This is a genomic window from Brakhagea baltica, from assembly GCF_052161605.1.
Taxonomy (GTDB): domain Bacteria; phylum Planctomycetota; class Planctomycetia; order Pirellulales; family Pirellulaceae; genus JBKCUI01.
The window spans coordinates 6742439-6756719 of record NZ_CP197409.1 but is presented as its reverse complement, the minus strand read 5'-3'; the positions used below and the strand labels follow the sequence as shown (position 1 = coordinate 6756719).

12 protein-coding genes are annotated in these 14281 nt (G+C 52.5%); 2 read left to right on the top strand and 10 right to left on the bottom strand.

What is annotated here, in order from left to right; genetic code table 11:
* Window positions 1–2: 2 nt before the first annotated feature.
* On the bottom strand, window positions 3–2528 hold the full coding sequence (locus SH449x_RS26195) for a PSD1 and planctomycete cytochrome C domain-containing protein (RefSeq protein WP_482379034.1): 2526 nt from the start codon (window positions 2526–2528) through the stop codon (window positions 3–5).
* 68 nt (window positions 2529–2596) lie between these two features.
* On the bottom strand, window positions 2597–3484 hold the full coding sequence (locus tag SH449x_RS26190; RefSeq protein ID WP_482379033.1) for a PQQ-binding-like beta-propeller repeat protein: 888 nt from the start codon (window positions 3482–3484) through the stop codon (window positions 2597–2599).
* A 208-nt stretch (window positions 3485–3692) separates the two neighbouring features.
* Here SH449x_RS26190 and SH449x_RS26185 point away from each other — a divergent pair, with 208 nt between their 5' ends.
* Window positions 3693–4262, top strand: a complete 570-nt coding sequence (locus SH449x_RS26185; protein WP_482379032.1) for a hypothetical protein — start codon at window positions 3693–3695, stop codon at window positions 4260–4262.
* A 195-nt stretch (window positions 4263–4457) separates the two neighbouring features.
* Here the strand turns inward: SH449x_RS26185 and SH449x_RS26180 are convergent, their stop codons facing one another.
* Genes SH449x_RS26180 through SH449x_RS26160 form a run of 5 tightly spaced genes read right to left on the bottom strand, consistent with a single transcriptional unit; the run spans window position 4458 to window position 11729 of the window.
* On the bottom strand, window positions 4458–5630 hold the full coding sequence (locus SH449x_RS26180) for a VWA domain-containing protein (protein WP_482379031.1): 1173 nt from the start codon (window positions 5628–5630) through the stop codon (window positions 4458–4460).
* Entirely contained in the window at window positions 5623–7845 is a 2223-nt protein-coding gene (locus tag SH449x_RS26175) for a DUF5682 family protein (RefSeq protein ID WP_482379030.1), read from the bottom strand. Before SH449x_RS26175 ends, SH449x_RS26180 begins: the two co-directional genes overlap by 8 nt.
* Complete coding sequence (locus tag SH449x_RS26170; protein ID WP_482379029.1) at window positions 7845–8921, bottom strand: ATP-binding protein; 1077 nt, start codon at window positions 8919–8921, stop codon at window positions 7845–7847. The genes SH449x_RS26175 and SH449x_RS26170 overlap by 1 nt, the downstream gene beginning before the upstream one ends.
* On the bottom strand, window positions 8918–10345 hold the full coding sequence (locus SH449x_RS26165) for a DUF5691 domain-containing protein (RefSeq protein ID WP_482379028.1): 1428 nt from the start codon (window positions 10343–10345) through the stop codon (window positions 8918–8920). Before SH449x_RS26165 ends, SH449x_RS26170 begins: the two co-directional genes overlap by 4 nt.
* Window positions 10335–11729 carry an SWIM zinc finger family protein gene (locus SH449x_RS26160; protein WP_482379027.1) on the bottom strand — a complete coding sequence of 465 codons (1395 nt, stop codon included), beginning with the start codon at window positions 11727–11729 and terminating at the stop codon, window positions 10335–10337. Before SH449x_RS26160 ends, SH449x_RS26165 begins: the two co-directional genes overlap by 11 nt.
* Window positions 11730–12017: 288 nt before the next feature.
* On the opposite strand from SH449x_RS26160, the gene SH449x_RS26155 reads away from it, so the two are divergent.
* Window positions 12018–12413, top strand: a complete 396-nt coding sequence (locus tag SH449x_RS26155; protein ID WP_482379026.1) for an MBL fold metallo-hydrolase — start codon at window positions 12018–12020, stop codon at window positions 12411–12413.
* A 306-nt stretch (window positions 12414–12719) separates the two neighbouring features.
* On the opposite strand, the gene SH449x_RS26150 is transcribed toward SH449x_RS26155, so the two are convergent.
* From SH449x_RS26150 to SH449x_RS26140, 3 genes are all read right to left on the bottom strand, one after another.
* Window positions 12720–12995: a twin-arginine translocase TatA/TatE family subunit gene (locus SH449x_RS26150; RefSeq protein WP_482379025.1), complete on the bottom strand. Its 276-nt coding sequence runs from the start codon at window positions 12993–12995 to the stop codon at window positions 12720–12722.
* 114 nt (window positions 12996–13109) lie between these two features.
* Window positions 13110–13289 carry a Sec-independent protein translocase subunit TatA/TatB gene (locus tag SH449x_RS26145; protein WP_482379024.1) on the bottom strand — a complete coding sequence of 60 codons (180 nt, stop codon included), beginning with the start codon at window positions 13287–13289 and terminating at the stop codon, window positions 13110–13112.
* Window positions 13290–13537: 248 nt separating this feature from the next.
* Complete coding sequence (locus SH449x_RS26140; protein WP_482379023.1) at window positions 13538–14182, bottom strand: MerC domain-containing protein; 645 nt, start codon at window positions 14180–14182, stop codon at window positions 13538–13540.
* Window positions 14183–14281: the final 99 nt, after the last annotated feature.

The following is a 14281-nucleotide window of genomic DNA, read 5'->3' as shown; positions in this document are numbered from 1 at the left end:
CGCTACTCTACATACAAAAACGGATTCGAGTTCATCAACACATGGCATAAATCCTCGACCTGGGATGCCTGCACGTTAGCAGCATCGGGATCCTCCAAGTTTAGGTCCATGAAACTGTGGAATTGATCCCGCTCGGCAGGCTCAGGCACTCGTCCCCAGGTGAGCAAACAAACTTGGTCGACCAACTCGTCCACGGAACTGCTTTGGCTTAAAATCCTGGCAGCCATCTTCTTTGCTCGTTCCTGTACAAAGCGGCTATTCAGCAACGTCAGGGCTTGTAGCGGGGTGGTTGTAGTGTCTCGCATTGCGATGCTTTGCAATCCATTGGCCATGTCAAAGCTATGCAAGAAGTTGCTCGTGTTGTTTCGCAAACTCTTGACGTAGATCGAACGTCGAGGCTCGGTTTCCTCAACGCTTGGGCCTCCAAACGAAGATAGTAGCTCACCGCTCGCCGCCAACATCGCATCGCGGATCTGCTCAGCCGACAAACGCCGCACTGGATATCTCCACCATGAACGTTCCTCGGGATCTAGCGATTGATTTCTCTCCGCCTCGGGATGGTCAGCACTCTGTCGCCACGTTGACGACATCACGATGGTTTTGCACAGAGACTTGATTCGACCAGCGCTCTGAATGAAGTCTAGCGTTAGCCAATCGAGCAGATCACTTTGTGCGGGTTGATCTCCTAGCGTTCCGAAATCACTGGCAGTCTGGACTAAGCCTCGACCAAAAAGTTGTTGCCAGACGCGATTCGTTATGACTCGATTGGTGAGCGGATTCTCCGGATGGGCAATCCATGTAGCCAGTTGAGTACGCCGCCCCGTGGACCCTTGTCGAACGGATAAACCTTCTTGTTCTGGCCACCTGGGCAAAACCGATGGTGTCTCAGGTGCAACGCTTTGCTCACCCCCTCCGCTCGCAAATATCAAATCTGAGATCTCACCTTCGTGATCTCTTACTGTCATGACACTAGGAAGGGACCCTGGTTTCAAAGCGTCAAATGCAGCGAGTTCTGAAAGGTATTGCTTGCGCAACTCTTGGTCTTCCTTTTTCATCCCGCTATAGGGGCCGCCACCTTCCTCTAGGTATTGTCGGGAGACCAAATAAGCCATCTGCTCTTCCCAGGAGTTGCGTTCCGAGGGAGGCTTGAAAAAGCATGCTTGAATCTCGAGTGGAAATTTATCCACGGTCGATGCCCATTTTTGCTTTTCATAAGGTTCTTGTAGTTGCCTAAGTTTCTCACGAATGGGCTCCGTCTCAGCTTCCCAGGCAGCAAGCTTTTCTTGATAAACCTGGCGTTCCGATTCGGTGGATGCGGTTAAATCGTCCCGCCAAATGATGGGCTCGAAGAAAGCCCGCATCTGAAAGTAATCTTTCTGAGCGATGGGATCAAACTTGTGATCGTGGCAACGTGCACAGGACAGGCTTAGACCAAGAAAAGCATCGCCGAGGACATCGGTTAGCTCATTCATAACATCGTTCCAATGCCCCCTGGCATCCCGTTGGTTGTACTCGTAAATACCCAACCTCAAGAAACCGGCAGCGATCAAACCTTGTGGATCATCTTGTGGTTGCTCATCTCCTGCGAGTTGCTGTCGCACAAATTGTGAATAGGGGACATCCTCATTGAAAGCCGATATGACGTAATCGCGATAGCGAAAGATGTTGGGCCTATAGGCGTCTTGATTCCAGCCATCCGACTCGGAATACCTCACCAAATCGAGCCAGAACCGTGCCCAATGTTCGCCAAATCGCTGGTCGTCTAACAGCCTATCCACCGTCTGCTCGTAAGCCTCAGGCGTTGGGTCTCGAACGAACGTGGCAATCTCATCAGGAGTAGGTGGCACGCCGACCAACTGCAAATAGAGTCGCCTGAGCAATGCCGCTGGCTCTGCCGGTGGAGCGGGCTCGATACCCTTTTTGCGAAGATCGGCCAAAACGAAACGATCGATGTCATTTCTAGCCCACTGATCCTCTGGCAAGCTCGAAACGTCCTGCGCAACAACAGGCTGGAATGCCCACCACTGTCGGTCTTCGAGCGTGATTTCACGCGACGGCGGGCGGAGCTCTGCGGTAGATTCGGGCCAAACGGCACCCGCCGCCACCCACACCACGAAGTCATCAATCAGAGAATCGTCTAATTTTTGGGTTGGTGGCATCTCATAGTCGAGATGTCGAATCGCTGAAACCAGCAAGCTATCATCGGGGGCCCCCGGTATCACGGCTGGACCGCTATCGCCGCCTCGCAAAATCGCTTCGCGAGAATCCAACCTCAGTCCAGCTTCTTGTTTCGTGGCTCCATGACACTTTAAACAGTGTTCGATCAAGGCTGGACGAATCGCCTTTTCAAAGTGCGCCTCGAGAGCTAACAAATCCTCAAGGCTCTGGTTTGATGGCAGTTGCGGTTGGCTGGATGACTGCCCCAATAGGCTGATTGATTGGGAACAAACCATAGCCAGCAAAACGCTGGTGACGAATTTAGCCCCGACAATTCGAAATCGGAGTGGATGAATGATTTCAGTTGGCATCGCCTTGTTCCTCACCCTCATTGTAAGGCCGTGAGATCCCACCTACAACCAGCCCTGAAGAAACTAAGCTACCGGCGAGCGGGCACGGCGACGGGGAGCGAGTTACCGAATCGCTCGAAATCACGAAATGTCCAGACAACCTGCTTTTCCGGTGTGATCTCAAGCACTTGTGGATTTTTGGGTCCGGCATGGCAGTTGACGATCCAAGTGTTTCCTGAAGGGAGTCGATCGACCATCGTGATCCAAGCGAGCTCGATTCCGGGCAGCTCGTTCTTGGTGACTTCCCAAGCTATTTGTTTCTCTGGGGTGACCTCGACAACCCGGTTCCCATCTCCGGTGCCAATGAGGGTGTTTCCGTTAGCGAGCCTCACAGCGGAATAAACCTTGGTCCCGATCGGATATTCCCAGATTACGGACCCGTCTCGGGAGTACTCGCGGATGGTCGAGTCACTTTCGTGGCACACCAGAAAGGTATCCTGTGGAGTATGCCGAACCAATCGAGTATCTCGGTGGGGATCAGGGTTTTTGACGGTGATCGCGAATTGGCTCGCAATGCTTCGGCTCTTGTCTAGCAGCAGTATTCGTCGATTCCCACTCTCGGCAATCATTAGCTCGCCATTATCAAGCTTCTGAAAGGCATGGATTTCGACCGATCGGACTCCGTCCAATTTGGTTGGCTTGTAGGTCCAGACAATTTTGCCTTGCTCGTCGACTTCGTTCACCTCCCCGAAGGAGGTTTGCAGTAGCCAGTGGCCGTTGTCGAGTTCTTGGGCGTCGTGAATGGCCTGGATTGGCAAGCTCCATCGAATGGAATTGTCGGCATTGACCAGAGCCGCGACTTTTTTGTCGTAATCTGCGGCAAAAAAATTTCGAGCCTCTCCCGTCTGCTGGGACCGAGCAGCTTGAGGTGTAAGTACGAGAAATAGGGTAAATAAACAAGAATACAGGAGTTTCATAATGCAACTTTTGCTAAGGGGGAGAATCTGGGTTGATCAGGTGGGCTTGTAGGCGTCGTCGGAGTGTAGCAGATCGTAAAATAGTAGCATTCCAACTTTTAGGATTTTTCGATGCGATCGGAAAAACCCGCAAGTTTTAACACCCAGCAGGCCGAAACATTGGGTGTTCGACGAAACAATCGTCACCGACTCGACAAGGGTGTTATCGATGTCCTGCAATACGATCAAAAAATTAGTCAGCCTCGCACTTCTGGGAACCATGAGTGTTCAGGTTGGATGTGTATCACTTAGCAATATGGCCTTGGGGCCCATTGCGATTCCGATTCCAATCAGTCCATATCTGCAGGATAACGAGGAACTCCAATTCCACGTTCACGAGCGATACGCTCGGGTGCCGATCATGGGTCCGATCACGGACGCATACCATGCGGCGATTGACCCTCCCAGCGACGATGAGGTGATCCACGCTCTGGAGCGTGCTCGCCCCGTGCGAGGCGGTATCCCCTTCCTAAACGAGAAGCAACGCAATCGCGTCCGCATCGTGAAAGAGAAGATTGCGGATTACGTTGATGAGCCACGATTTGTTCCGCTCATCGGATTCGCTCAACTACACCATGCACACTACAAGTGTACCGTGTACTTCGAGGAGCGAATGATCAACGGATGGCCGGTTCCGTACTCCCTTGAAGACAACGAGTGCGTCGAAGTGATCTACATCGACCACAACCACTTCCACATGTGCGGCGATCCTGACACCGGTGCGTCCAGCCCATACTAGCCCACAGTAAGAACTCTCCTCTCCGCCTGCGAGAACGAACCCTGGGTCCAACTGCCCAGGGTTTTTCGTTGAGTGATAGTGGGAATTCCTACCGTCTACCAAATCGAGTCTCTAAATCAATCTGGACTCCTGTATCATCATCCGACGTTTCTTCAGGTTGGCTGATGATAACAAGTCAAGGTTTCCCCGAGATCGTCAGACCGAAGCTTGCGCGGTATGAGTGATCACTTTCACGTCTTCACTGGCAGCCCATTGAAACACGTCTTGGCGACGTAAAGCGGAGGCCATTAGCGTGGGGAACTGATCGGGTGTGCACGCGAAAACGGGAATCCCCATGGATGCCACCGTGCTCGCTAATTCCGGATCATAGTAGGGACGCCCTTCATCGCTAAGTGCCAGCAGAACAATCACGTTGACCCCATCTGCTACCAATCTGCCGAGGCGAGCAACTAACTCGTCGGCATTGCCACCTTCGCAAAGGTCGGTGATCAAGATCAAGTGCGATTTGCGAGGCTGTTGAATTTTAGTGGCACAGTAGCTAACTGCTTGATTGATGTCGGTGCCGCCACCCAACTGAATTCCGAACAGGACTTCCACCGGATCAGATAGTTGTTCGGTCAGATCGAGAACGACCGTGTCAAAGCAAACCAATTGAGTTCGGACCACCGGTAACGAAGCCATGACTGCGGCAAAGATGGACGCATAGATTACCGAGGGTGCCATCGAACCTGATTGATCGACGCACAAAACAACTTCATCGAGATCGATCAAACGTCGTTGCTTGCGTGCAAATCCGATGAGTCGTTCCGGTATCACGGTTTGAAACTCCGGTAAATACTGATGCAAATTCGCTCGGATCGTTCGTGGCCAATCAATATCCACGGAGCGAGGTCGAGTGGTCCGTTTACCGCGATCCACTGCACCTCGTAAGGCTTCCGCCGTTTTGTATTCCAGTCGTTCCATCAATTCCTTTACGACCTTTTGAATCACTTCGCGGGCCGTTTGCTTTGCCTTGTCAGGGATCATTCCCCTTAAACTCATCAGATCAGCAACTAAATTTACATCGGCTTGCATAGCGGCCAAAAACTCAGGTTCGAGCAACATCTGTTGCAGCCCCAGTCGCGTGAACGCATCTTTCTGGATGATTTGGACCACCGACGTCGGAAAGCACTCGCGAATATCCCCCATCCATTTGGCGATGCGCGGTGCGGATCGTCCCAAACCACCACGTCTCGACTTTGAGTTAACTGATGGGTCTGGTGGTTCATACAACGCATCGAGCGCGCCACTGATGCGACGATCCCGCTCACCGAGCCCCTCTGCATCACCTCCCAGCATCAATTGCCAACGTCGTTGTCGTTCATCCATCAGAAAACTTCCCGTTGAGAATGTTGAGAACACGTTGCATCTGTTCCTCCCAAAGCTGGTCACCGTCTGCGATGATTTCAAAGCTAGTTTGTTTCACTTCTCGCCCCAGAACAGCGGTCAAGAGACGCTGGCGTTCCATTTTGTCTAAGCTGGAAAAGACACGACGAAACAGTGGCAGCGAGGTGACGAACGTTTCTTCATCGAGGCTGAGAATCCAATCGCTTACGCACTCTCGCAACGCCGAATCATGAATCAAGCGGTCCCCGGCCCCTTCCAAAAAACCTTCAAAGAAGCCTGCGGCTTCCGACGTCTTGGTCCCCGGCGATAACCGACGAGCGAACAAAGTCACGATTTGCTCGGATTGCAAATGCTCGCCTTCGTACAACAAGCGAGCAGCTTGCCCTGCAACCAAGGCGGTGGACTGGCCGTCGTCAACGACATCTTGTAACGCCAATAACCAGTTGGCCAACGAACTGGATTCAACAAGCTGTATGGACCGATCAGCGTCTCGTATCGCTGTCCGGAGCATGCCGGCAGCTTCATCATCCAATCCGCGCGCGGCATGGTGCAGTGCAATGGTTGCCTGTACAGCAATTCGATCGAAAAGAGTGGACATCTGGCCGGTATCGATTTGGCGTGCTTTGCCATACCTCAACACGTCGGCGATCGGCGGCAGTGCCGACAGCATCTCCAAACATTCGGTGGCTTGACCTGCGCGATGTTCCAAAGCTGCACTGACCTTTGTGGCAGCCTCGGGTAATTGAGCCGTTAGAGCTTGGAACACCAAAGTCGACAACTCCCCCAGTCCTTTGGCTTGCTCTAACGAAGCGACAATTCTCCCCGCAGCCGCTTGTGCAATTGTGGCACCATAAACCAAGTTCTCGACGAGAGCCACGGAAAACTCTGGTTCCCAGCGGAGAATCCAGCGTTCCCGAAAGGTCCCGCGACTTCGTCCTGGATCATCTAATTTGCCCCACGGTACATCCAACGCAAACAGTCGGTGCAACAAAGTGGAACGGAACAGACCACTCTCCGTTCGCAGGTCAACCATCAGTTCGCGTTCCAAGGCTTCGGGTTTGAGACGAGCCTCTTTTTGTTGTCGCTGCAAGTCTTCCAGCAAAGGCGCCAACGGAACGCCTTGGGGAATACTGCCCACTTCACGGCCAATCAGCATCTCATCTGCAACCGATTGCCAAAGCGTCCGATTGCCAAAGCAGATACAGGCAATGGTTGCATCCATCAATTCATCAAAGCCCGCTTGAGGACGACCTCGCAGCGCAGCGAGGTTTTTTGCTAATCGTTCGGTTTCAATTAAGGATGCCGTGGAAACAACTTGTCCCTGCGTTCGAAGACAACGAGCAGTTCGCGCGATCCATCGCGTCGATTGTTCACGACGCGGCGTCTCCCAGAGATGTCGATTCCATCCAGGATAGGTAACACCTGCAGAATAGCCGCTCGCCGTTGCCAGTCTTGGCGAGGTCCAGGGAGTCCAGGTGGCTGATATCTTGCGCTTAGTAACCCCTTTTAAAAGTTCGCGATCGTCCTTCGCTGCGTGCTTTTGTGTTAAGGCTGGAACGTGCCAAGCTCCACAGACGACCGCAATGGTCCCCTCGGTTTGTTTTCGAGACGCTGCGATTTCAAGCCGCATGTGGGCTTCACGTGCCGCTTCTTCGTCTTTAGGGGGAGCAAGATCTTCTCGAAGCACTCGCATCGCATCGGCCACCGCAGCAAAAATGGGTCCTGGCTCAGGATTCTCTTCAATCACATGCTGCCACCAACTCTCTCCATCTTCGTAACCAGCCGCCGCAGCCAACACGCCGATGGGATCGCGTTCCATCATCGGGACCTCAGCAACGTCTGGCAACGCAGAAGTCACAGCTTCCGACTTTTGCTCCTGCAATCGCCAATAGACGGGCAGATCGATAAAGCGTACTGGCACGCCATGCGTGACCGCCCAAACGACGGCCTGGTACTCGGGCGAGAATACGGCGAATGGCCAGAATACGGAGCGTTCTGGTTCGCCCACGGGATAGGCTAACAGAGCCACAGGCGGCACCATGGCAGGATCTGCCAGCATCGGGATCAAGTCCGATAGATCGGAAGGCCCTTCGACGAGCACCTCGACCGGTTGCAAGGCATCGAGGGCTTCCACCAATCGACGCGCTGAACCCGGGCCGTGATGTCGAATGCCTAGATACTCAACATGACCTGGCATTAAACTAACTCGGTCAAAAGGGTGTAGTAGTCAGCGTAATCGCGACGCTTTTTCAGCACTGTCTCCAGGTATTCCTCGAGTACCGCTTTGTCTTGAACCGGATCTTTGACGATCGCACCGAGCACGTTCGGAGCCAAGCCGTCAGCCGAAAGAATCCCGTTGTTAAAGTACGTAGCATGCGAAAAACCACTTACCATTACCGCGATCGCTTCTGCGGTGGAAAGGCTAGCCGATGGGCTCTTCAAAGTCGTCTTGCCATCTGCGGTTTCGCCAGTCCTCAATTCGCGGAAAATCGCCAACACGCGAGCCACTTCTTCGGCCACATTTTTGGGCATGGGCAGATCTAACGACTGCGCCATCTCACCGACTCGCCGCGTCACGATCTGAATCTCCTCGTTCAGATCATCCGGCAACGGCAACACAACGACATTGAAGCGACGCTTCAGTGCCGCAGACAATTCGTTAACCCCTTTATCGCGGTCATTAGCGGTTGCAATGACATTGAAGCCACGTTGTGCGTAAATCGAATCATTCAACTCAGGAATCGGCATCATCTTCTCCGACAGGACCGTGATCAACGTATCCTGTACATCGGACCCCTTGCGCGTCAATTCTTCGAGTCGACAGATGCTGCCGCTTTCCATCGCTCGCAGCAGAGGGGTCGGTACCAACGCTTCGCGGCTTGGTCCCTTGGCCAACAACTGGGCATAATTCCACCCGTAGCGGATTTGGTTTTCATCGGTCCCAGCGGTGCATTGAATGATCTTGGTCGAATCACCACTGATGGCAGCAGCCATGTGCTCTGAGACCCAACTCTTCGCCGTGCCTGGTATACCCATCAACAGCAAGGCTCGGTCTGTCGCCAGCGTTGCTACGGCCGTCTCGATGATGCGGCGATTTCCGACGTATTTGGGCTCAATCTTTCGATCGCCGGTAGTACCGCCGACAATATAAGTCACCACGGCTTGCGGGCTGAGGACCCAGCCAGTCGGCCTAGGTTGCTTGTCGGCCGCCTTTAATGCGTTCAAGTCGTCGGCATAAGTCAACTCTACCGGTTGTCGCAGCACTTCATTCACAAAGATTCTCCTAATGGTAAGCAAATGTTTAGTCTCAGCATTCCAAGCAATGGATCAGATGCGAACAGATTGGTTTCCGTGAAAGAATTTACTAGTTCGATTGCGGCAGCGCGGTCTGCGAGCAATCCTAGAGCAAACAGTCCCTGGCGAAGCGTCTCTTGTTGGACATGATTCGAGGACGAATCTTCCATACATAGCTTCTTCATGTCCTGTATAGCTCGCAGCGGTTTTAGCAGTTCCCACTGGAGTTCACCCAACATTCGTTGACAACAAAGGAGCGTCGCAGAAAAACTAACGTCATCCTTTTCGAGTACGCGAGGCAGTAGATCGCGAAGGCTTTCTTTGCCGAGACGCACGAACAATAATTGGAACGACTCGGTGGAGATACCATCGAGCGAAAATAAACGCGTTGCTAACTTCGCCACCGCCTGATCACTGCCAGTCGCTGCCACCATCCGCAACAAATCATCAGAAGCGTGAACGTCGACATGCTCCCAACCCTCGATCAGCTCGGATTCGCTATTGAGTTTTAAGCCCTGAACAAAACTTTGCAGACTGAGAGCTGTCGTTAATTCATGGCGACACTTCTTTTGTGCATCGGTTTTCAACGGATTCGCAACGACTTTGACTCCGCGTTTCAGTAGCGCTTTCGAAACAGAATAAAAGCTCGCCAGCTCGTCGATATCTGCTTGAGCATCTCGTGCCGCACCAATTCGAGCTAAATAAAACTGTACGCATTTACGTACCTTTGCGGATCGATCCTCTACAAAGCGTTCCAATAAAGCCTGGTCTTCTTGGCACAAGCCCTCTGACAAAAGCTCAAGAATTCGTAGCCGCTCGTCAGCCGCCAAGCTGGGTACTTTGTCGACGATCAGTTCACGAGCCGCCACTGGATCTTGCCGTCGCAACGTTTGCAATGCAGTGCGTCGATCAGCAGGTGGCCACTCATTCCAATTACCTGCGTTCAGTATCGTTGCAGGGTCGATCTCCTCGCTCTTTTGCTCAGCGCGCTGCCATGCTTCCCAAGGGGAATACAAGTCCGGGAGTTGAGCAAATTTTTTTGGCATATAGTCAAGAGGATGCACCGAATAACCACGAGCCGCGTGGAACCAGACAACACTGTTCAACTGTGGTTCACTTAGCTTGGAGACACGAATAAGCTGGGTGAACAACCGACGTGAGGGTAGTGGAGGAGGTGGTAGACGCAGCTTCGGCAAACCGGCAACCATTTGCAAATCAACGCCAGGACTTGGCTGCAAGGCGAACTGCATGGCTTGCCCGGCCAAGGCGATTAAAGCCAAGTCGGGAAAGTCGTCATCTTGGGCGGCGAGACGCCAGCTTGGAAGCGACTTGTGTATCGCTGAACCGCCAATCATCCATTGACCTTTCAGGTCGTCGAGTTGCTTAATGAGATCAACTGTCATTGGCCCACTTTCCCCAATTCGATTGACCTGAAAGCATGGTCAGTGAAATACCATCCCATATCGCGGCGGTCTGTTCCAGTACGAGCCCCGCGAGATGTTTCCCTGGATTTCCTGACACGGGTAAAGCAAGCGAACCGTCGACTGCCTGCCACCAACTCACTGCGCCTGAATGGGCAATACGACCTCTTGGCAATAATAGCGGCACATCGACCATCCAGGGTGCTTTCTGCAAGATCATCCGGTAGGTATCCAGCGGGTTCCCATCTGCGGTTGGCCAAGTGATCTCGATGGTAAGCGACTCGTCTGTTGGTGATTGCCGTTCCGCGATGATTGCTCGTAAAGGTTGACGCGCTGGATAGAAAGACAGCTCTGCGGCCAGCACCTCGCCTATGGTGAAAGTGCTACTTCGCTTACCGAGAGACGCTGGAAAATAATCCAGTAACAGAGCAAAGCGAGTCCCGAGACCTAAGTTCATCAACCAAGTCGCCTGACTGACCAGACCATCGCGTCGGGTCGTTATTTGCTCACCGACGACTTCCCAAATCGATTGCACCCGAAGTCCATCGACGAGCGAAATGATGGAATCTCGCGTTTCACTGCTGCCGACCAGCCGAGTCAGTTCGGCATCGGCGGGGGTCGCTTGCCAAGCACGGCAAATGAGAATGATTCTCGAGAGTTCTTGCAGTAACGCATCCAGACGTAATTCACTGGGAAGCTGTTTCAAACGAGAAGGTAATTCGTCCAGCCGACTGGCCATGGCTTGAGCTTTAGCATCGACCAGTCGCGCTGCAATCGTTCGGCAACGGGAAACGGGATCATTTAGGAAACCTGAAAGACCACCCCGCACTTGATCGTTAAGCCATTGCTGTAGTTCCTCCAGTCCCGTTGCGATGGATTGCTGAGTCGCCAACGAGCGCTTCTCTGACGCAGCTTTCCTTTTATCATCCGCCGAGGGATCAAGCGGTGCCTGTGAAGCAGAAATCTCCGCTGTGATGAGACTCTTCGCAGCAGTTTTGGCTTTCTTTTCGTTTGGCTTGGGCGATGATGAAGCGGCTGGATTTCGACGTCGTCCCAACCAATCAGCCACCCAAGGGGGTACTTCGCCATCAGCAAAGGGACCAGGGTCTTGTACATACATCCACATCAAGGCGAGGACGTGTTTGCAAGGAAACTTGCGCGAGGGGCAAGTGCATTTGTAGCCAGCGTTCGAATGGTCGAAGACCGTACGGTAGGGGTTCGCGCCCGAGCCCTGGCATTCGCCCCACACCAAATCATTGTGTTTTCGCAGTGCCGGCCACTTACCCGGTTTCATTAGTTTGTGTGCCGCGTTCAGAGACTCTTGATCGGGCGCAAGTTCCGCGATTTTGCTGGTCGTCAATGACATGGTAGCTGGTGCCTTCCTGAGATTAGCATTGTCACAAACCAGCGTGGAAAACCCGCGAATAGTAGTTGAGAAGAGCGACCTGCTTCACTTCTTCGGTATTTTAACCACTTTTGGACTGGGTGTCAGTAAGTCGCAACCCATCGTATTCGTCATCCGCTGACAACTATCTTTCTAAATAGAGTAGTAATGAGGGACCACCACAATCCCCCATTCCAAACTCATTTCGATCGAAGGTTTCGTGATGGCGAAAGGTTTCAATGGGAAGACTTCGAAATCCAGGTTGATTGGATGCCCGGACAAACGGAGTTTGGGTGCAGTCTGTGGCTAGAGATTGATGGCAAGCGGGTTGTCTTTACCGGTGACAATTTGTTCGGCAATCCCGCCGATCCCACGCACGACGGTCATGAAGCTGTGGTCGCCAGAAATATTTGTATTTTCGAGGAGGGCTATCTTTATGCTGCTCGCTATTTGGCCAAACTGAAACCCAACATTGTGATAGGAAGTCATTCGTATGTGATGCCCGATCCAGCAGAGTTCATAAACCGATACGAGAGTTGGGGGGAAAGCATCATCAAGCCGTACCGCGATTTACTGACGGGAGACCACTATGAGTATCGCTTTGACCCTTACTGGGTGTCAGCTTATCCCTATTGGTCAGTGGTTCCATTTTTTGATCGGCTTTGAAACCAAAAAGTAAAGGAAACCGTTCACACAGTTTTATCCAATTGTGCCGTCGAATCACCAATCCCAAGCTATTGATTGCCTCGGTGGCAACTGACCGACGGAGCGGTCAGCGACGATTGTCGCGGATCGCTCCGTCGATCCGTTTGCTGGATAGATTCAACGATTTTGCGTATCGCCAGTTGTTTATTCAACCAACTCGGCAACCAAGGCGAGAACTGTTACAAATAAAGATAGCTTCCATGACCAAGAACGCTTAGGTGATGCGAGCCCGCAAAAAAACTAACCGCTACCAATACACAATGCCGCTTAAGATGGGGGGTTGAATTTAGGCGCGTCGCTAGAGTTGTCCGACTCGTCTTTGTCTTCGGGCTGAACCGCCTTGACTCGCGGCGGCTCGTAATGATCCACGGCTTCAAACTCACGCTTGAATTCGTCGACACTCTTTTTTAGGCCACGATAGGTCCCGCCCATTTTGCGTGCAACCTCAGGTAGCCGCGACCCGAACAACATCAACGCAACTATACCAATCAAAAACATCTCCGTGGTGCCAACACCACCGAAGATTGCAAACGGAATGTTCATTGTCGCCTCTTGCCCGCTTATACCACAAAGCGCTCTCGAGTCTGTCAGATCAACAAATCCGACCAATTCTTAGGAGCGCAGCCATTCTGTTCAAAACCTCAAGCTCACCAAGACCTAGGTCTTGGGTGCGGGTGCTTCGGAATTCGGGTCGGTCTCATCCTCACGCATACCTTTCTTAAACTCCGTGGCACTCTTTCCCAAGTTCCTCATGAGGGTGGGCAACTTGGCACTGCCAAATAACAGCATTGCGATTACCAAGAATATCAGAAGCTCTTGCGTTCCGAGTCCGAACATAACCAGATTTCCTATAGGTGGGAGATTTAGAGCGAATTGCGCTCTCGCCTCTATTGTAGATGTCCAATGGTGGGTGTCAAACGACGGATTGATGCTTATTCAACTTGCCGTGAAGCAATTTTGCAAATCGGTGTCGGAATACGGGAAACCGTGAGGCCAGTAGGAAAAACCCGGATTCAGCGTGGCCCACGGTGAACGGGCATGAAGCCCACTACACGGTTAGGGGGGACTTTGAAAGCGGAGATGGCTCAGGCTGCTTGCGACAGCGCGCCCATTTCCGTGGCGACGGCGACTTCTTCTTCTTTGACGTGGCAGCCACAACTTCCGCCACACCTGCCAAGTGTTCGTCGCATATTGAGATAGTGTGCGATGACCAGAAAACCACCACCGATCGGTGTAATCCAGTGCAACAAAGCATTCCACAAACCAGCAAGACTCACGCCGGCGATCTGGGTTTCGCGGGAATCCGAATCGCCTGGACTACCACCTGCCGCGGTACCTGCATCTTCCGCCGTTTTTGATTTGGCAGCACAAAATACACAATTTTCGTGTCCCTCGGGAACGCCCGACGTAGCTGATACGGTATGTCCGCTGCAAGCACCAGTACTACAACAATCAGCTGGGAAGAGAAAGGCGGACCCGAAAATCAAAGCCAAACCAGCCGAAGAAAAACCCAAAACCCTGCCATCTTTGTGTTTTTTGTAGGCTGGCCAAATCGAGGTGGCGACCAAAGCAACGCAGAAAAATGCAGCGGCCTGGTGAAACCATGGGCTCGCCATCCATCCTGTTAAGCTCAAATTCGGCAAAACCGCCAGCAAAATCGGAGTAGCTGCGCAGTGAATTGCACAGAGAATCGATGCCCCAATTCCTAGACTGTCCTTCCAGCGATTCATTCCACGATCCTTGCCTGTTACCATTTAATACCAATGACCACCGTAGCCACAGCCCTCGAAATGGTAGCTGACCTCTACGATAATGCAATAGAGTTGCAA

Excerpts from the sequence above, each read along its gene's own strand:
- SH449x_RS26195 (WP_482379034.1), bottom strand. The coding sequence starts at position 2,528 with ATGCCAACTGAAATCATTCATCCACTCCGATTTCGAATTGTCGGGGCT.
- SH449x_RS26190 (WP_482379033.1), bottom strand. The coding sequence starts at position 3,484 with ATGAAACTCCTGTATTCTTGTTTATTTACCCTATTTCTCGTACTTACA.
- SH449x_RS26185 (WP_482379032.1), top strand. The coding sequence starts at position 3,693 with ATGTCCTGCAATACGATCAAAAAATTAGTCAGCCTCGCACTTCTGGGA.
- SH449x_RS26180 (WP_482379031.1), bottom strand. The coding sequence starts at position 5,630 with ATGGATGAACGACAACGACGTTGGCAATTGATGCTGGGAGGTGATGCA.
- SH449x_RS26175 (WP_482379030.1), bottom strand. The coding sequence starts at position 7,845 with ATGCCAGGTCATGTTGAGTATCTAGGCATTCGACATCACGGCCCGGGT.
- SH449x_RS26165 (WP_482379028.1), bottom strand. The coding sequence starts at position 10,345 with ATGACAGTTGATCTCATTAAGCAACTCGACGACCTGAAAGGTCAATGG.
- SH449x_RS26160 (WP_482379027.1), bottom strand. The coding sequence starts at position 11,729 with ATGTCATTGACGACCAGCAAAATCGCGGAACTTGCGCCCGATCAAGAG.
- SH449x_RS26155 (WP_482379026.1), top strand. The coding sequence starts at position 12,018 with ATGCCCGGACAAACGGAGTTTGGGTGCAGTCTGTGGCTAGAGATTGAT.
- SH449x_RS26150 (WP_482379025.1), bottom strand. The coding sequence starts at position 12,995 with ATGAACATTCCGTTTGCAATCTTCGGTGGTGTTGGCACCACGGAGATG.
- SH449x_RS26145 (WP_482379024.1), bottom strand. The coding sequence starts at position 13,289 with ATGTTCGGACTCGGAACGCAAGAGCTTCTGATATTCTTGGTAATCGCA.
- SH449x_RS26140 (WP_482379023.1), bottom strand. The coding sequence starts at position 14,182 with ATGAATCGCTGGAAGGACAGTCTAGGAATTGGGGCATCGATTCTCTGT.